The 16,649-nt window shown below is 71.1% G+C and carries 16 protein-coding genes; 9 read left to right on the top strand and 7 right to left on the bottom strand.

Annotated features, from left to right (window positions below; all coding sequences use genetic code 11):
• Positions 1-275: 275 nt before the first annotated feature.
• Positions 276-1,091 (top strand): helix-turn-helix domain-containing protein, encoded by an 816-nt coding sequence (locus tag ACZ7DY_RS19780; RefSeq protein ID WP_471136995.1) that lies wholly within the window; start codon positions 276-278, stop codon positions 1,089-1,091.
• A 42-nt stretch (positions 1,092-1,133) separates the two neighbouring features.
• Here the strand turns inward: ACZ7DY_RS19780 and ACZ7DY_RS19775 are convergent, their stop codons facing one another.
• Both ACZ7DY_RS19775 and ACZ7DY_RS19770 read right to left on the bottom strand, forming a co-directional pair.
• Positions 1,134-1,955 (bottom strand): SAM-dependent methyltransferase, encoded by an 822-nt coding sequence (locus ACZ7DY_RS19775; protein ID WP_471136993.1) that lies wholly within the window; start codon positions 1,953-1,955, stop codon positions 1,134-1,136.
• 207 nt (positions 1,956-2,162) lie between these two features.
• Positions 2,163-2,390 (bottom strand): DUF397 domain-containing protein, encoded by a 228-nt coding sequence (locus tag ACZ7DY_RS19770; RefSeq protein ID WP_471136991.1) that lies wholly within the window; start codon positions 2,388-2,390, stop codon positions 2,163-2,165.
• A 546-nt stretch (positions 2,391-2,936) separates the two neighbouring features.
• Between ACZ7DY_RS19770 and ACZ7DY_RS19765 the strand changes: the two genes are divergently transcribed.
• Positions 2,937-3,215, top strand: a complete 279-nt coding sequence (locus tag ACZ7DY_RS19765) for a hypothetical protein (RefSeq protein WP_471136990.1) — start codon at positions 2,937-2,939, stop codon at positions 3,213-3,215.
• Positions 3,216-3,304: 89 nt separating this feature from the next.
• Here ACZ7DY_RS19765 and ACZ7DY_RS19760 read toward each other — a convergent pair whose 3' ends face one another.
• Positions 3,305-4,510 (bottom strand): magnesium and cobalt transport protein CorA, encoded by a 1,206-nt coding sequence (locus ACZ7DY_RS19760; RefSeq protein WP_471136988.1) that lies wholly within the window; start codon positions 4,508-4,510, stop codon positions 3,305-3,307.
• A 209-nt stretch (positions 4,511-4,719) separates the two neighbouring features.
• On the opposite strand from ACZ7DY_RS19760, the gene ACZ7DY_RS19755 reads away from it, so the two are divergent.
• A complete protein-coding gene (locus ACZ7DY_RS19755) occupies positions 4,720-5,982 on the top strand; it encodes a winged helix DNA-binding domain-containing protein (protein ID WP_471136987.1) in 1,263 nt (420 codons plus the stop codon).
• A gap of 7 nt (positions 5,983-5,989) precedes the next feature.
• On the opposite strand, the gene ACZ7DY_RS19750 is transcribed toward ACZ7DY_RS19755, so the two are convergent.
• A complete protein-coding gene (locus ACZ7DY_RS19750; protein ID WP_471137704.1) occupies positions 5,990-6,760 on the bottom strand; it encodes an SDR family oxidoreductase in 771 nt (256 codons plus the stop codon).
• Positions 6,761-6,972: 212 nt separating this feature from the next.
• On the opposite strand from ACZ7DY_RS19750, the gene ACZ7DY_RS19745 reads away from it, so the two are divergent.
• The 4 genes from ACZ7DY_RS19745 (at position 6,973) to dmpI (ending at position 10,610) form a co-directional block, all read left to right on the top strand.
• The gene (locus tag ACZ7DY_RS19745; RefSeq protein WP_471136985.1) at positions 6,973-7,479 is read left to right on the top strand and encodes a carboxymuconolactone decarboxylase family protein; all 507 of its coding nucleotides are present in this window, start codon (positions 6,973-6,975) and stop codon (positions 7,477-7,479) included.
• Positions 7,480-7,594: 115 nt separating this feature from the next.
• Positions 7,595-9,358 carry an AMP-binding protein gene (locus tag ACZ7DY_RS19740; protein WP_471136983.1) on the top strand — a complete coding sequence of 588 codons (1,764 nt, stop codon included), beginning with the start codon at positions 7,595-7,597 and terminating at the stop codon, positions 9,356-9,358.
• A gap of 24 nt (positions 9,359-9,382) precedes the next feature.
• Positions 9,383-10,291, top strand: a complete 909-nt coding sequence (locus ACZ7DY_RS19735; protein WP_471136982.1) for a LysR family transcriptional regulator — start codon at positions 9,383-9,385, stop codon at positions 10,289-10,291.
• A 136-nt stretch (positions 10,292-10,427) separates the two neighbouring features.
• On the top strand, positions 10,428-10,610 hold the full coding sequence (gene dmpI / locus ACZ7DY_RS19730) for a 4-oxalocrotonate tautomerase DmpI (RefSeq protein ID WP_471136980.1): 183 nt from the start codon (positions 10,428-10,430) through the stop codon (positions 10,608-10,610).
• A 35-nt stretch (positions 10,611-10,645) separates the two neighbouring features.
• Here dmpI and ACZ7DY_RS19725 read toward each other — a convergent pair whose 3' ends face one another.
• A complete protein-coding gene (locus ACZ7DY_RS19725; protein ID WP_471137703.1) occupies positions 10,646-11,548 on the bottom strand; it encodes an EamA family transporter in 903 nt (300 codons plus the stop codon).
• A 128-nt stretch (positions 11,549-11,676) separates the two neighbouring features.
• Complete coding sequence (locus ACZ7DY_RS19720; protein WP_471136978.1) at positions 11,677-12,567, bottom strand: helix-turn-helix transcriptional regulator; 891 nt, start codon at positions 12,565-12,567, stop codon at positions 11,677-11,679.
• Between the two features lie 96 nt (positions 12,568-12,663).
• Between ACZ7DY_RS19720 and ACZ7DY_RS19715 the strand changes: the two genes are divergently transcribed.
• The gene (locus tag ACZ7DY_RS19715) at positions 12,664-14,349 is read left to right on the top strand and encodes an AMP-binding protein (protein WP_471136976.1); all 1,686 of its coding nucleotides are present in this window, start codon (positions 12,664-12,666) and stop codon (positions 14,347-14,349) included.
• On the top strand, positions 14,346-15,953 hold the full coding sequence (locus tag ACZ7DY_RS19710; RefSeq protein WP_471136974.1) for an AMP-binding protein: 1,608 nt from the start codon (positions 14,346-14,348) through the stop codon (positions 15,951-15,953). The genes ACZ7DY_RS19715 and ACZ7DY_RS19710 overlap by 4 nt, the downstream gene beginning before the upstream one ends.
• Here ACZ7DY_RS19710 and ACZ7DY_RS19705 read toward each other — a convergent pair.
• Entirely contained in the window at positions 15,931-16,548 is a 618-nt protein-coding gene (locus ACZ7DY_RS19705; protein WP_471136972.1) for a GNAT family N-acetyltransferase, read from the bottom strand. The two genes, ACZ7DY_RS19710 and ACZ7DY_RS19705, sit on opposite strands and share 23 nt — an antisense overlap.
• Positions 16,549-16,649: the final 101 nt, after the last annotated feature.

Raw genomic sequence — 16,649 nt, 5'->3', positions numbered from 1 at the left:
TCCTCCTCGCCCGAGCGTGCCACTACACCCAACCGCCGCAACACTTGGTTCGACTGTATGCACCGCATTGGAAGCTTCTGCGATTCCGCGACGTGGCTTCGGAGCCGTCATGCAGGATGAGTGCTCGTCAACACACCAAACAGCAAGGAGCGTTGGTGGTCGGGTACTTGACCAATGCCAGTGGGGATGAACGCGGCGTGGAGCCTGCGGCAGGCGGGCGCGGCGGGGTGCGCTTCTTGCACAACGAGGCTGCGCCGTCGGCGCAGCGTCGCCTGTTGGGTCTCGAGCTGCGGGACCTGCGCCTGAAGGCCGGGCTGAAGCAGGAGGAGGTCGCACGTCGATTAGGTGCGTCCGAGTCGAAGGTCAGCCGCATCGAGACGGGCACGTTCAAGGCCAAGCCCACCGACTTGGAGCGGCTGTTCGCCGCGTACGGGGTCAGTGCCGCCGCTGAGCGTGAGCGGCTGCGCAACCTCGCGGCGGTCGCCGGCGAGTCGGCGTGGTGGCAGCCGTGGGCAGGGGTGACGCAGCGCTACTTGCAGGCCATGGTGAGCTATGAGGACCTGGCGGTACGGGTGAAGTCGTACGAGCCGTCGGTCCTGCACGGCCTGCTGCAGACGCCCGCCTACGGGCGGGCGTTGATCGGCAGGGGCCGTGGTGACAGACAAGTGCACGAGAAGCTCTGGCAGTTGAGGGCCGAGCGGCAGCGGCGGTTCGCGGCCGCTCCCGGCAAGTTGTTCATAGCCGTGGTGGACGAAGGGGCCCTACGGCGGCCGGTGGGCTCCCCGGCCGTCATGTTGGAGCAGATCGAATACTTGCTGCACCTGATGGACGGCGGCCGCCATCAACTGCGCCTCGCCGAGCTGGGCAACCCGCACGTGCACGCCGAGGTCGGGCCGACGACCATCTTCGACTTCACCGAGCGAACCATGCCTTCGGTCGTATACGCGGAACTCTACGAGGGCGGAGTGGTCATCCAGGATGAGGACCTGGTCGACCGGCGGGTCCGGGAGTTCGACGCGCTGCGATATGCCTCGCTCGCCCCTTTGGCGACCCGTCGCAAGCTGCAGCAGCTGCGCGCCCTCTACCGGTGAGCCCCCTGGGCCGCTCGGCCGGCCGGGCACGGCCTCGGGGGCTCAGGGTTTGCGCGCCACTCCGGCGTAGAGGGATACGAGTCGGTCGGTGAGGACGGCGGGGCCGCTGCCGAGTTCGGGGCGCCACTGGTGAGCCAGGACCACGCCCGGATCGATGAGTTCGAGGCCGTCGAAGAAGGGCAGGAACTCCTCGCGGGAGCGGACCTGCGCCGGAGTGCCACGAGCGACATAGGTGTCGATGATCTTTTGCCACGCCTCGGGGGCGAAGTCACCGGTGCAGTGGGTGAGGCTGAGGTAGGAACCGGAGGCCATCTGCTCCAGGAGTTCGGACACGATCCGGCCGGGCTCAAGGTGGTCGGGGATGAAGTGCAGCAGCGCGTGCAGGCTCAGCGCCACCGGTTTCTCCAGGTCCAGGATGCCTTGATCGCGGACGGCGGCCAGGAGACGTCCGGGATCGGTGGCGTCGGCGTGGACGTAGGCGGTGCGGCCCTGGGGACTCCCGGCCAGGAGCGCGTCGGCGTATACGAGCACGATGGGGTCGTTGTCGGCGTAGACGACCCGGGATTCCGGCGCGATCTCCTGGACGATGTCGTGGAGGTTGGGTGCGGTGGGGATACCGGTGCCCACGTCGATGAACTGCCGGACGCCTGCAGTGGCGAGGTGGCGCATGACGCGGTGCATGTACGCCCTGTTGACCCTGGCGACGGTCTCGATCGCCGGAAACGCCCTGATGACCTGCTCCGCGGCTTCACGGTCGACCGCGTAGTTCGTCTTTCCGCCCAAGTAGTAGTCGTACATGCGGGCGCTGTGCGCCTTGTCCTGCCGTAAGTCGATGCTGTCACCACTGTCACCACGCTCGGACACGGGTGCTCCCCCCACTGCAGCTCTCTCAGGCGTACGCGCCGAGGTCCGCCCACGTCAGGGCGGAATGCACTTGCACTGCCTCTATCCTTACTGACTGGTCACTTCCGGTGTCCAGCCTTCAAGCGCTTTCTCGATAAACCGCTTCTGGCTGTGCCCGGACAACCCGTGGCGCGCTTCCGCCGCGTCATGAATTTTCCGGGCTGATCGTCAGAGACTCCCGCGCACCAACGCGGCCGCGAACACCGCGGCAGACTTCGCGCGGACCCGGATCACGGCCCCGTCAGTGACCTTGGAGTCGCGGAAGAACACGTCGCCCTCGCTCGGGCGGGCGATCTCCACACAGGAGCCTTCGGGAAGGCTGTAAGAGCTCTTGCGCCAGGCGTAACGGACGGTTTCTGCCGGAGCAGGCAGTGACGTCTTTGCTGAGGTCCTCACCGGATGCCCTCCTTGGTTGCCCAACGTCCCCCCGCCGGAATGCAATTGCGTTCCGGCAGCTCTAGTCAGGTTCACCCCTGCGGGCGGGGTCTATGCCAGCGGCAGGGACAACGACTCGTTTTCAACCGGTGTCCGCCACATGCAAGTGCGCTCGGCAAGCGGAGCGATTCATCCGACAGTCCGACCGCGCCTGAGGGCTTGCGCGAACGCGCGTCGCCCATTCGCACATGCCACCGTTGTCCACCCGTCCACGGGTGCGGCTCAAGGCTCTCAGCAGGAGCATTGACGGCGTACGGGCCCGCGCATTGCTCCGCGGGCGAATCGAACGCCGCCCTCCGGATGCCCGGCCGCCCTCCCGGTGCCGGGGCCGCAAACGAGCCATCGGGTGCGCCTTCTGCCCCAGCAACTGGGCCCGTAGCAGAACTGGTTCGGCTTAGCGTTCACCTGCGCCGGCCCCAGGGCGCGGCCCGCACGAGGGCCCCAGCTCACCGATTGACGTCAGCGGCTGGGGCCCAAGCCACGAACGCCTCATCACAGGAGAACGCCATGGCCCCCTCCCTCCGGCGGCGCCGCCGTAAACCGCGTCACGCCCGCCCGCGCGCATCCCGCCTGCCGCGCCCGTGCCCCTGGTGCGTCAACGACATCCTCGACAGCACGTCCGCCGCCGGGGGGCAGCTCCTGATCGTCCAACCGCCCGCCCACTGGCAGCCGGCTCTGCTCGCGGTCTGCCTGCTGCTTCTGCACAGCGCGGCCCGCTGCTGCCCGCACGTCGACACCGCGACGGCCGAGCCGTACTCGCCCCACGAACAGATCACGGGCCGATGACGCGAGGACGTCGCCCCGCCTCCCTGCCCCTCATCGCCGTACACCACCGCTTCGCGTACGCAAAGTCGAGCAATGTGTCCGAGCCGCTCCTAAAGCCAGTCCCGTCGCTTGAAGATGAAGTACAGGCTCACGCACACCACGGCCATCAGGAGGATCGCGAAGGGGTAGCCGAACGACCAGTTCAGTTCCGGCATCGTGTCGAAGTTCATGCCGTAGATCGTGCCGACCAGGGTGGGGGCGAAGAGGATGGCCGCCCAGGATGAGATCTTTTTGATCTCCTCGTTCTGTTCGAAGCCTGCCTCCGCCAGTGCTCGCATCTCCGCGTTCTGTTGTTGGGTCACCAGGGTCGCGTTGACCGTGAGGATGTCGGTCAGGGCCTGGCGGAAGCCGTCGACGCGTTCGCTGGTGTGGGTGACGTGGTCGGCCACGTCGCGCAGGTAGCGCTGGAGTTCCTCGTCCGTGCCGTACTTGGCGAAGCCCGCCATCAGGGCGTGCAGCATGCCGACGAGGGGGCGGGTGGCGCGTTGGAACTCGACCATTTCGCGGGAGAGTTCGTAGATGCGGCGGGACACCTCGGGATCGCCGCTGAACACCTCGGTCTCGATCTCGTCGATGTCGTTCTGGACGCCGGCGACGACGGGGGCGTAGCCGTCGACCACCGCGTCGAGGATCGCGTAGAGCACCGCCTCGGGGCCGAGTCTGAGGAGGTCGGGGGAGTCCTCCATGCGGCGGCGGACCGCCGTCAGGTCGGGGGCCGCGCCGTGCCGGACGGTGATGACGAAGTCCGGGCCGACGAAGACGTGCAGCTCTCCGAAGTCGACCTCTTCGGGGGCGTCGAGGTAGCGGGCGGCGCGCAGGACGACGAAGAGCGTCTCGCCGTAGCGCTCCAGCTTCGGGCGCTGGTGGGCCTCCATGGCGTCCTCTACGGCCAGTTCGTGGAGGTCGAACTCCGCGGCCAGGGAGAGGAGTTCGGTCTCCGTCGGCCGTGCGAGGCCGATCCATGCCATGCCGTCGGGCTGGTCGCGCAGCTCGCGGAAGGTGTCCGCCAGGGACGTGGGCGTCGCCACCCGGACGCCGTCTCGGTAGAGGGCCGCCTGGACGACGCTGTCCCCGTTCGGCCGCTCGGGCTGTGCCGACTCTGCCGAGGTCGGTTCCGCGTCCTCGGGAGGCCTCGGGGTTCTGGAGTTCTTGGCCGGTGGGGTCGCCGACGTGCGTGTCCGGCGCATCCACGCGTGCTTCTTGGCGGTCTTCGCGGTCTTCGCGGTCTGTGCGGGACGGGCTCGACGCTCCGTCATGCTGGCCGCCTCCTGTGTCGAACGTCTGCCCGTCATCTGGCGTCCGGCCGTCCTCTGACGTCTGGTGACGTTTGGTGACGTCCGGGACGTCTGGCCGGGTCTCTGAGCAGGATAGGTGTGGGGGCTCCCGGTGGACGGCATGGCGCGTGGCCGGGTTCCGCCTGGCTTGCGGACCGTACCTGTCCGCGACTCCCGCTAGCGTGCCCCACATGACCGAGAGGCAGAGCAAGAAGAGTAGGGGCAAGTGTGCGAGTGGTAGACGTAGTGGTAGGAGCGGTTCCCTGGCCCCTGTGCTCAGCGCGCGTGCCCTCAATCGGGCCACCCTCGACCGGCAGCTCCTGCTCCGGCGTTCCTCTGACCTGTCCGTGAAGGACGCCGTCGGTCACCTCGTCGGGCTCCAGGCGCAGAACGTCAGGCCGCCGTACTACGCCCTCGCCGCGCGCCTCGCGGACTTCGACCCGGCCGAGCTCTCCGCTCTCCTGGAATCGCGCGAGCTGGTCCGCATGGTCACCCTGCGTTCCACCATCCATCTGCACACCGCCGAGGACGCCCGCACGCTGCGGCCCCTCGTGCAGGACGCGCGTGAACGCGAGCTGTCGGCGTTCCGCAAGGGGCTGGCCGGCGTCGACCTCGTCGAGCTGGCGCGGATCGCCCGTGCGGCCGTCGAGGCGGAACCCCGCACCATGAAGCAGCTCCGCGAGTTGCTGCTCGTCCGGTGGCCCGACGCCGACCCGCAGTCGCTCGCCGTCGCCGCCCGGTGTACGTTGCCGCTCGTCCAGGTCACCCCGCGCGGGCTGTGGCGGCGCAGCGGGCAGGTCGCCCTCACCACGCTCGGCCAGTGGCTCGGCGACCAACCCGACCGAAACCCCACCCACGATCCCGACGTCGCCGTCCTGCGCTACCTCGCCGCCTTCGGTCCCGCCTCCGTCAAGGACATGCAGACCTGGGCGCGGCTCACCCGGATGCGGGAGGTCTTCGAACGGCTGCGGCCCCGGCTGCGTACGTTCCGCGACGCGAACGGCGTCGAGCTCTTCGACCTGCCCGACGCGGCCCGCCCCGACCCGGACACCCCGGCCCCGGCCCGCTTCCTGCCCGAGTACGACAACCTGCTCCTCTCGCACGCGGACCGGACCCGGGTGGTCCCCGCCGAGTACAAGGGCCGCACCTGGAAGGGGAACGTCCCGTACTGCGTCTTCCTCCTCGACGGGTTCCTGGCCGGGCTCTGGCGGCTGGACGAGGACGCCAGGGCCGGGACCGCCGTACTCACCGTCGAGCCGTTCGGGAGACCCGGCCGGGAGCAGCGGGATGAGCTGGTCCGGGAGGCCGGGCGGATGCTGACGCTGATCGCCGAGACCTCGTCCCCGTCCTCGTCCCTGTCCCTGTCCCTGTCCTCGTCCCCGTCCTCGTCTCCGTCACCGGCCCTGTCCTCGCCCTCGTACGACATCCGTTTCGGGCAGGTCTACGGTGCGTGAGGTCCCGTCAGCCCTTCTGTTCGGCCAGGAACGCCTCCCACGTGCGCTTGCCCACACTGGCTCCCGGCTCGGCGAGGTTCTCCCCGGCGCGGTACGCGCGGCCCATCTTGCCCGGCACCCGGACCGGCAGCAGCGGCCGCCGCCTGCCCGTCGACTTCAGGTAGCCGCGCACCAGTTCGCCCAGCCCGTACACCTCCGGACCCGCGAGGTCGGGCACCCGGCCCGCCGGGGCGTCCAGGGTCAGCTCCACCAGGCGGGCCGCCACGTCGCGGGCGTCGACCGGCTCCCAGCGCAGCCCGCCCGGCGACGGGACCACGGGCATCTTCGCCATCTTCTGGGCCACCGTCAGCGTCAGGTCGTGGAACTGCGCCGCCCGCAGCGTCGTCCACGGGATCCCGGACTCGGCCACGGCCCGCTCCGCGCCGTACTTCGAGCGGAAGTAGGCCAGCGGGATCCTGCCCGCGCCGATCACCGAGATGTACACCAGGTGCCGCACCCCGGCCGAACGCGCCGCCCGCACCAGATTCCCGGTCGCCTCGTCGTCGCCCTTGGGGCCGCCCGCGAGGTGCAGCACCGTCTCGACCCCCTCCAGGGCGGCGTCGAGGCCGTCGCCCCGGAGCAGGTCGCAGGGGTGGTACTCGATGCCGGGCGACGGCTCGCGGCCGTTCCGGGTCACGATGCGCACGTCGTGCCCCGCTTCACGCAGGAGCGGTACGACATGGCTCCCGAGCGTGCCGGTGCCTCCGGTGACCAGGATGGGGCTAGAGGTCTTCACGATGTCTCCCAGACGTCAGACGTGGGCGGCGTGCGCCGTCCGCTCACTGCCATGACGTACGGCCCGAAAGGAATGTGACCGGTCGGCCGAGAATTTTCGAAGACGCGTCGCGAGGCGGCCGGGAAAAGAATTTTTCCGAGAGCTGTCACGTTCTTCTCCCGGGCTCCGTCAGGGCAGTGCAAGCACCAATCGAAAGCCCTGAGGAGTTGTAGACCATGGATGCACGTTCCATCACCGCTGAGATCCCGATGGTTCCGCGGATGACCGAGGACCCCGCCCAGCTCGTCCCCGAACTGGCCGACGTATCGGCGGCGTTGTTCAAGCTCGTCGGCAACGGCTCGGTGCCGCGTCCCACGATCGGTCTCGTCCACCTGCGTGCGGGACAGATCGTCGGCAGCACCTATCTGACCGTTCTGCACACCGGGTTCCTGCGCACCGGCGGCGAGTCGGAGGAGCGCATCACCTCGGTGTCGTCCTGGCAGGACTCGCCGTACTTCACCGCCGCCGAGCGGGCCGCCCTGGCGCTCGTCGAAGCGGTCCTCCAGCCGTCCCTGGACGGCGAGCGGGTCTCCGACGCGCTGTACGCCGAGGTCGCCGAGCACTATGACGCGAAGGCCCTGGCCACCCTGATGTTCGCGATCGGCCAGGTCAACTTCTTCAGCGCCGTGGCCCTCGTCGCCAAGCCGGTCCCGGGCCGGTCCTTCAAGGACCCCTGGAACTGACACCAGCCTCCCCCTTCCCGACATCGAGCACGACACCGAGTGAGTGGCCGCCCCGTATTCGTACGGGGCGGCCACGCCCGTTCCCCCGCCGACCCCGAAGGAAGCCGCACCGCCCATGACGCGTCCCACCACCGGCCCCTACGACCGACCCGGTTACGTCAGTTACGTCGAAGTCCTCCTCGACGCGCTCGCCCGCCGCCCGGACCGGCCGGCGCTGATCACTCAGGAGGGGCGCTCCGTCCCGGCGGGAACGGTGCGCGACAGCGTCCACCGCACCGCCGCCGAGCTGGCCGCCCACGGCATCGGCCGCGGGCGCACCGTCACGCTCCTCACCGGCAACCACCCCGGCGCACTCATCGCGCGTTACGCAGCCAATCTCCTCGGCGCCCGCGTCGTCTTCCTCGGCCAGGGCCTCGCCACCGGGGCGCAGGCCGAGATCGTGGAGAGCGTCGACACCGCGATGCTGCTCGTCGACCCCGCGCTGAGATCGGCCGCCGAAGCCCTGCTCCGCGCGACCGACGTGCCCCTCGTACGCACCCTCGGGCCCGATAGAGACAGGGACAGGGAGAGGGAGAGGAGCAGGGGCGAGGCGGAGGTCCTCGCCGGCGATCTCATGGCGGACGCGGCCGTCCGGCCCGCGCTGCCCGTGCCGGGCTGCGCCCACCCCGGGGACGACTGGTGCATCCGGCACACGGGTGGCACCACCGGCATCCCCAAAGGGGTCCGGATGGCGCACGGGCCGTACCGGCGCCTGCTCACCGACACCGTCGCCGGGCTGGCCCCGGACGAGCGGCCGCGCTTCCTCGCCTGCACCCCGCTCGCCCACATGGCCGGGATCATCGCCGACATCGCGCTGCTCGCCGGCGGGACCGTGGTGCTGCGCGACGGATTCGACGCCGGGGAGGTGCTCGCCTCGCTCGAACACGAACGCGTCACCGACCTCTGGCTCCTGCCCCCTCTCCTCTACGAGCTGCTCGACCACCCCCGGCTGCCGGCCACCGACATGTCGGCGCTGCGCCGGATCATCTACGGCGGCACCCCCGTCGCCGCAGGCCGGCTCGTTCAGGCGGAGCAGGCGTTCGGGCGCGTGCTCCACGGCTCGTACGGGCAGACCGAGGCGGGCTGCATCACCGAACTGCGACCCGACGAACACGACCGCGGCCTGCGCCGATGCCCCGGCGGGGACGAGGGCGCGACGGAACCGGCCGTGGCGGTGCCGGTCGAGGCGGAGCAGGGACCCGGACCGGGACCAGGACCAGGACCCGTGACCGTCGGGCGCGCGGCTCCCGGTGTCGACATAGAGATCCGGGACGCGGCCGGTTCGGTGCTGCCGGCCGGGACGAACGGCGAGATCTACGTCCGTACGCCCCTGATGATGACCGGCTACTGGCAGCAGCCCGAACTGACCACCGAGGTCCTCGTCGACGGATGGATACGGACGGGAGACGTCGGACACCTGGACGCCGACGGATATCTCCATCTCGTCGACCGGCTCAAGGAGGTGGTGATCGTGGTGGGCGGGCACGTGTATCCGGCGGAGCTGGAACAGCTGCTCCTCACACACCCCGGCATCGCCCAGTGCGCGGTCTTCGGCGTACGTGACCCGGAGGGGGCGGAGCGGGTGCACGTGGCGGTCGTCGCCGCCGACAGCGGTCCGGGTCCCAGTGAGCCGGCTGAGTCGCCCGCGCCGACCGAGTCGGGCGCGTCGGGACAGGCGTGTGAGCCCCTCACGGAGGTGGTCCCGGAGTTCGTCACGCGGCACAAGGGCGCCATGTACGCCCCCGCCCCCGCCGACGTGCACGTCGTGGACCGCATCCCGCTCACCGAGGTGGGCAAGCCGGACAAGAAGCGGCTGCGGGACTCCTTGCGCCTGTCCTGACGTCGCGCCGCATAGGCTTCCCGCATGGAATTGCGGCAGCTCAGATACTTCGTGACCGTCGCCGAGGAACTTCACTTCGGGCGTGCGGCCGAGCGGCTGCACATCGTCCAGTCCGCGGTCAGCCAGCAGATACGGCGGCTGGAACGGGAGTTGGGCGTCGACCTCTTCGACCGGTCGCCGCGCCACGTGCGGCTCACCGGGGCGGGGGAGCGGCTGCTGCCCGAGGCGCGGGCGGTGCTCGCCGCGGCCGAGCGGGCGCGGGCCGCGGTCGCCCCGCCCGCCGGGCTGCGGCTCGCCACAAGCACCGGGCTCGGGGAGCATCTGGACCGCGTGCTCGCGGAGTTTGCCGTACGGGCGCCGGGCGTGCCGGTGGAGCTGGTGTCGGGCAGCGCGCGCGAGCGGATCGAGCAGGTCGTCGACGGGCGGGTCGACGCCGCCTTCGTACGCTCGGCGGAGCCCGTACCCGGTGTGCGGATCGTGCCGCTGTGGGACGACCCGCTGGTCGCCGTCGTCCCTGCGGGGCATCCGCTGGCCGCGGGCCCGGACGTGGCGCTCGCCGAACTGGCGGAGCTGCCGCTTGCCATCACCGCGCGGCGCAACAACCCGGCCCTCGTGGACCTCGTCGTCGGCGCCTGCCGTGACGCCGGGTTCACGCCGCTGCCCGGGCCGGTCGGGGGTTCGCTGCAGGACCGGCTCGCCACGATCGGGGCGGGGGTCGCGCGCCAGTGGACGGTGGTCTACGCCTCGCACGCGCGCGTGCTGCACAGTCCGCGGGTGGCGTTCCTGCCGTTCCGCGCGCCGGGGCTCGCCCTGCCGACGGGGCTCGCGGTGCGGGCCGGGGAGCCGGCGCCCGCTCTCCGCGTCTTTCTCGCCGCGTGCGGGGTGGTCGCGGCCGCCAACTCGCCGGTGACCTGCGACGATCACGGAAGCTGATGGCTGCGCTCGCGGGCTGCTTCTTGGTCGCGCGGCGTCGGCGCGATGGACTGGGGTCGTACGGAACGCCCCGGCGGATCACCCCCGGGGCGGAAACGAAGCCGGTGAATCCGGTCCTACGCAAGGGAGTTCAGCCATGCCCACCGTGACCATCCAGCAGGGACCCCGCGACGTCGAGCTCAAGCGCGAGCTGGTCAAGCAGATCACCGACGCGTTCGTGGACGCGTACAAGATCCCGGCCGAGACAGTGACCGTCTGGATCCACGAGACCCCGAAGGACAGCTGGGGCGTGGCCGGGAAGCTGACCGCCGACAAGTAGGAAGACTGACCGCCGACGAGTGGCAGGGGCGCGCCTTACGCGTCCGGGCGGGCGCCCAGTGTGGCGCCCGCCGACGCGGTGACCACGCACAGCACCGCGATCCACTGCGACCAGAGCAGCGCCTCCTGGAGCACGACGAGGCCGATGAGCGCCGCCATCGCCGGTTCGAGGCTCATGAGGATGCCGAAGACGCGCGGCGGGATCCTGCGCAGCGCCTCCAGATCCAGCGAGTAGGGGATCACCGAGGAGAGCAGGGCCAGGCCGGCCCCCAGCACCAGGACCCACGGCTCGACCAGCGCCGTGCCGCTCTCGGCGGCGCCGAAGGGGACGGCCAGCAACGCCGCGACTGCCATGCCGAGTGCCAGGCCGTTGCCCTCCGAGGTGTGCCGGCCGAGGGCCGCGCCGACCAGGATGTACAGGCCCCAGCACGTGCCCGCGGCGAGGGCGAAGAGGAGGCCCACGAGGTCGAGTTCGCCGCCTCCCTCCATGAGGAGCACCACACCGCCCGCGGCCAGTACGGCCCAGAAGGCGTCCAGCCACCGCCGCGATCCGGCGAGCGCCACCATCAGCGGCCCCAGGAACTCGACGGTCACCGCGATCCCCAGTGGGAGGCGGGACAGGGCCAGGTAGAAGCAGAGGTTCATCGAGCCGAGGGTCACGCCGTAGCCGAGGACGACGGTCCAGGTGCGGCGGCTCATGCGCAGGGACGGTCGCCACATCAGCGTCAGGATCGCCGCGGCGAAGAAGAGCCGCAACGCGACCGTCCCGAAGCTGCCCACCGCCCCGAACAACTGCTTGGCCAGCGCCGATCCCACCTGGACGCTGACGATGCCGAGCATCACCAGGGCCGTGGGCGGGATCGCGCCGAAGGCACGTCCGGTCGCCGCGGTCAGGGAGAACCGCGGGGCGGGGTCGCGTTCGATCCGGTCGAGGTTCATGGTGGCCACGCGGGGATTGTGGCCGAACGGGCGCCGCGGGGCACGTGATTTTCCCGGGACCGGAATTCCCCTGCGGCCGCGCGGGGCCGGACCTCACCGCGCGGGTCCGGGCCCCGCCGCGACACGCCCTAGGGGAGCAAGCCGGCGCGGCGGGCCGCGACCACCGCCTCCAGGCGGGTGTGGGCGCCCAGTTTGCGCATCGCCGAGCGCAGGTAGCCCTTGACCGTCTCCGGGCGCAGCCCGAGCCGTCGGCCCGCCGTCGCGTTGGTCACGCCGGCGGCGACGCACGACAGGACGTCCACCTCGCGCGGGGCGAGCGAGACGGGGCGGTCGCGTTCCCGCTCGGGGACCGTCGCCGCCGACTCCAGTCGGCCGCAGACGGAGAGGAGTTCGGCCCGCAGCGCCGGGTCGGCGATGCGCGGGGCCAGCGCGCGCAGCGCGCCGTGCGCCTCGCGGACCTGTTCCCACGCCCCCGGGCCCGCCACCGGCTCCCGGGCCGCCGCCAGCAGCGACCGCACCTCGTCGCGCACCACGAGGGCCTGCTCGACGTCCCGGGCTGCGGCCACCGCCGCCGACAGCGTGCGGTCACCGAGCGGCTGGGCGGTGCGCAGCGCCCCGTACAGCACGCCGCGCACCTGGCGGCGGACCACGACGGGCACCGCGAGGACCGAGCGCAGGCCCTCGGCGGCGACCGCCGCGTCGTACTCGTGGCTGATGTGCCGCGACACGTGGTAGTCGGTGACCGCGCACGGCCGGGACAGGGCGACCGCCTTGCCGCCGAGGCCGTTCCCCGACGAGATGGCGAGGCCGTTCAGGGCGCGCGTCGCCGTACCGCTCAGCTCACCGATGCGCACCTGGCGCGACCCTTCCAGGAGGCCGCCGAACGCCACGGGCAGTCCCGTGCCGCGGCGCAGCCGCAGCAGAGCGGCCCGAATCTCCACCGCCTCGCCGCCGTCAGCCGACACCCGTCCGCCCTTTCCTCGCGCGACACCCCCGTCCGGGGGTAGTGAGACCCGCATCACGAATTACACGATGTCACGCAGCGTCCGGCAATGAGTACGGCAGTAACGCGGCAGGTGTCGCCGGCACGACCGCGCGATGGAGTAGGGGTTCATATGACGAGTACCGGGGCGAGCGCCACGGAGCAGTTCCGTACCGCACGGGACTTCCTCCTGCGGCACAGAGAGGACTACGCGACCGCGTACGAGGGCTTCGCCTGGCCGCGGCCCGAGCGGTTCAACTGGGCGCTCGACTGGTTCGACGTCATCGCCGAGGGCAACGGGCGGACCGCGCTGCACATCGTGGAGGAGGACGGCAGGGAGGACCGGTTCTCCTTCGCGCTGCTCTCCGCCCGCTCGAACCAGGTCGCCAACTGGCTGCGCGCGCACGGCGTCCGGGCCGGTGACCGCGTCGTCGTGATGCTCGGCAATCAGGTCGAGCTGTGGGAGCTCGCGCTCGCCGCGATGAAGCTGCGCGCCGTCGTCATCCCGGCGACACCGCTGCTCGGCCCCGCCGACCTGCGGGACCGCATCGAGCGGGGCCGCGCCCGGCACGTGGTGGTACGCCCCGAGGACACGTCGAAGTTCGACGACGTGCCCGGCGACTACACGCGGATCGTCGTCGGCGGCGCGGCGACCGGACGCTGGCTCTCGTACGAGGGTGCCGGCGACGCCCCCGAGGCCTTCGAGCCCGACGGGGTGACCCGCGCCGACGACCCGCTGATGCTCTACTTCACCTCCGGCACGACCGCCCGCCCCAAGCTGGTCGAGCACACCCATGTCTCGTACCCCGTCGGCCACTTGGCGACGATGTACTGGATCGGGCTCAAGCCCGGCGACGTCCATCTGAACATCTCCTCGCCCGGCTGGGCCAAGCACGCCTGGTCGAACCTGTTCGCCCCGTGGAACGCCGAGGCCACCGTCTTCATCCACAACTACTCCCGCTTCGACGCGGGACGGCTCATGGCGGAGATGGACCGGGCGGGCGTGACGTCGTTCTGCGCGCCGCCCACCGTGTGGCGCATGCTCATCCAGGCCGACCTGACGCAGCTGCGCACCCCGCCGCGCGAGGTCGTCGCCGCCGGTGAGCCGCTCAACCCGGAGGTCATCGAGCAGGTGCGGCGCGACTGGGGCGTCACCATCCGCGACGGCTTCGGGCAGACCGAGACCGCCGTGCAGGTCGCCAACTCACCCGGCCAGCAGGTGAAGCCGGGCTCCATGGGCCGTCCCACGCCCGGCTTCTCCGTCGTGCTCCTCGACCCCGTGACCGGCGAACCGGGCGCGGCGGAGGGCGAGATCTCCCTCGACCTGGGCGCCGACCCCGTCGGCCTGATGGCCGGCTACCACGGCGACCCCGAGCGGACCGCCGAGGCCATGGCGGGCGGCTACTACCGCACCGGCGACATCGGCGCGCGTGACGCCGACGGCTACATCACCTACGTCGGACGTTCCGACGACGTCTTCAAGGCCTCCGACTACAAGATCTCCCCGTTCGAGCTGGAGAGCGCGCTCCTGGAACACGAGGCGGTCGCCGAGGCGGCCGTCGTACCGGCGCCCGACCCGGTGCGGCTCGCCGTCCCCAAGGCGTACGTCGTGCTCGCCGAGGGCTTCGAACCGGGTCCGGACACCGCGAAGCTGCTCTTCGAGCACTCGCGGGCGGTGCTCGCGCCGTACAAGCGCCTGCGCCGACTGGAGTTCGGCGCGCTGCCCAAGACCGTCTCCGGGAAGATCCGGCGCGTGGAGCTGCGCGAGGCCACCGCCGCGGGGTCGGAGGCGGAGTACCGCGAGGAGGACTTCCGGTGAGCGAGCCGTCGTACGCGCACGGCACGAGCCGTACGCCCCTGCTCGGCGACACCATCGGGCAGAACCTCGACCGGGCCGTGCGGTCCTGGCCGGATCGGGACGCGCTCGTGGACGTCGCGGCGGGCACCCGCTGGACGTACGCCGAATTCGGCGACGCCGTCGCCCGGTTGGCGCGCGGCTTCCTCGGGGCGGGCGTGGCCAAGGGGGACCGCGTCGGGATCTGGGCCGTGAACTGCGCCGAGTGGGTGCTCGTGCAGTACGCCACCGCCCGCGTCGGCGCCATCTTGGTCAACGTCAACCCGGCCTACCGCGCCCACGAGTTGGAGTTCGTCCTCAACCAGGCGGGCATCTCCGTCCTGGTCGCCTCGCAGCAGCACAAGAGCAGCGACTACCGCGCACTCGTCGACGAGGTGCGGCCCCGCTGCCCCGAACTGCGCGCCGTGCACTACATCGGGGACCCCTCGTGGGACGCGCTCCTTGCCGCCGCCGACACCGTCGAACCCGACGAACTGGCCGCCCGCGAAGCCGCGTTGAGCTGCGACGACCCGGTGAACATCCAGTACACCTCCGGCACCACGGGATTCCCCAAGGGCGCCACGCTCTCCCACCACAACATCCTCAACAACGGATACTGGGTGGGCCGTACGGTCGGCTACACCGAGCAGGACCGGATCTGTCTGCCCGTGCCCTTCTACCACTGCTTCGGCATGGTGATGGGCAACCTCGGCGCCACCTCGCACGGGGCGTGCGTCGTCATCCCCGCCCCCTCCTTCGACCCCGCCGCCACCCTGCACGCCGTCGAACGCGAGCGCTGCACCTCGCTGTACGGGGTGCCGACGATGTTCATCGCGGAGCTGAACCTCCCCGACTTCGCGACGTACGACCTGAGTTCGCTGCGCACCGGCATCATGGCGGGCTCGCCCTGCCCCGTCGAGGTGATGAAGCGGGTCGTCGCCGAGATGCACATGGAGGAGGTCTCCATCTGCTACGGCATGACCGAGACCTCCCCGGTCTCCACCCAGACCCGCCGCGACGACGACCTGGGGCGCCGCACGGGCACGGTCGGCCGCGTCCTGCCGCACATCGAGGTGAAGGTCGTCGACCCGGCGACCGGCGTGACGGTGCCCCGCGGCACCTCCGGCGAGCTGCGCACCCGTGGCTACAGTGTGATGCTCGGCTACTGGAACGAACCCGAGCGGACCCGCGAGGTCCTCGACGCCGGGCGCTGGATGCACACCGGCGACCTCGCGGTCATGCGGGAGGACGGCTACGTCCAGATCGTCGGCCGCATCAAGGACATGATCATCAGGGGCGGCGAGAACATCTACCCCCGGGAGATCGAGGAGTTCCTCTACGCCCACCCGAAGGTCGCCGACGTCCAGGTGGTGGGCGTCCCCGACGAACGGTACGGCGAGGTGCCGCTGGCCTGCGTGATCCTGCGCGAGCCCGGCGCCACCCTGACCCTGGAGGAGCTCCGGGCGTACTGCGAGGGGCAGTTGGCCCACTACAAGATCCCGGCCGCCCTGGAGATCGTGGACTCCTTCCCCATGACGGTCTCCGGAAAGGTGCGCAAGATCGAGCTCAGGGAGCGGTACGGGGCGTGACGTCCGCCCGGCCCGGCGCCGGGGCCGGGGCCGTCAGGGATCTGCGCATGCACAGGCGGGGCCACCGGTCGAGGCCGAGCTCCGCCTCGTGTGCGCGGATCTCCCGCAGGGCCGGGAAGAGCTCGTCGTCGGCGAGCGGGCGGAACCCGATGCGGGCGTAGTACGGCGCGTTCCACGGGACGTCGGCGAACGTGGTCAGGGTCAGCGCGGAGAGACCCGCCGCGCGCGCCCGGTCCGCGGCGTGCTCGATCAGGGCACGGCCGACACCGCGGCGGGCGGCGCGGGGGTGCACGGAGACCTGCTCTATGTGGAAGACATCGGGGGTGGGGCTTGTGCCGGTGCCGGTGCTGAGGCCTGTGCCGATCAGGTACGCGAGCGGCGCGTCGTCCCCACCCTTCTGCACATCCCCCTCCCCCTCCCCGTGCACGGCGACCCAGGCGTCGCCCGCGCGTCGGAAACGCTCCAGCTCTTCGACGGTCGGCGGTTCGTCGTCCGCGACGGCGGCCATGCCGAGGGCACGGAACGGCTCGCCCGCGGCCCGCTCGATGTCCTGCAGCGCGGGCAGTTCGGCGGCGGTGACGGGACGGATCAGCATGGGGCGAGTATGCCGTGGCCAAAATCGCTTGTGCGGCAGGGGGCCCACCGGCCATCGTGAGCCGGTCCGTCGGCCGATCCGCGAGGTGAGTGTGCAGCTGT

The sequence above is a fragment of the Streptomyces sp. NPDC037013 genome (assembly GCF_055607265.1).
This window is presented reverse-complemented; position numbering and strand designations above follow the sequence as displayed.

Coding starts and splice junctions, on each gene's coding strand:
- ACZ7DY_RS19765 (WP_471136990.1), top strand. CDS start 2,937: ATGGCCCCCTCCCTCCGGCGGCGCCGCCGTAAACCGCGTCACGCCCGC.
- ACZ7DY_RS19760 (WP_471136988.1), bottom strand. CDS start 4,510: ATGACGGAGCGTCGAGCCCGTCCCGCACAGACCGCGAAGACCGCGAAG.
- ACZ7DY_RS19755 (WP_471136987.1), top strand. CDS start 4,720: ATGACCGAGAGGCAGAGCAAGAAGAGTAGGGGCAAGTGTGCGAGTGGT.
- ACZ7DY_RS19745 (WP_471136985.1), top strand. CDS start 6,973: ATGGATGCACGTTCCATCACCGCTGAGATCCCGATGGTTCCGCGGATG.
- ACZ7DY_RS19740 (WP_471136983.1), top strand. CDS start 7,595: ATGACGCGTCCCACCACCGGCCCCTACGACCGACCCGGTTACGTCAGT.
- ACZ7DY_RS19735 (WP_471136982.1), top strand. CDS start 9,383: ATGGAATTGCGGCAGCTCAGATACTTCGTGACCGTCGCCGAGGAACTT.
- dmpI (WP_471136980.1), top strand. CDS start 10,428: ATGCCCACCGTGACCATCCAGCAGGGACCCCGCGACGTCGAGCTCAAG.
- ACZ7DY_RS19725 (WP_471137703.1), bottom strand. CDS start 11,548: ATGAACCTCGACCGGATCGAACGCGACCCCGCCCCGCGGTTCTCCCTG.
- ACZ7DY_RS19720 (WP_471136978.1), bottom strand. CDS start 12,567: ATGCGGGTCTCACTACCCCCGGACGGGGGTGTCGCGCGAGGAAAGGGC.
- ACZ7DY_RS19715 (WP_471136976.1), top strand. CDS start 12,664: ATGACGAGTACCGGGGCGAGCGCCACGGAGCAGTTCCGTACCGCACGG.
- ACZ7DY_RS19705 (WP_471136972.1), bottom strand. CDS start 16,548: ATGCTGATCCGTCCCGTCACCGCCGCCGAACTGCCCGCGCTGCAGGAC.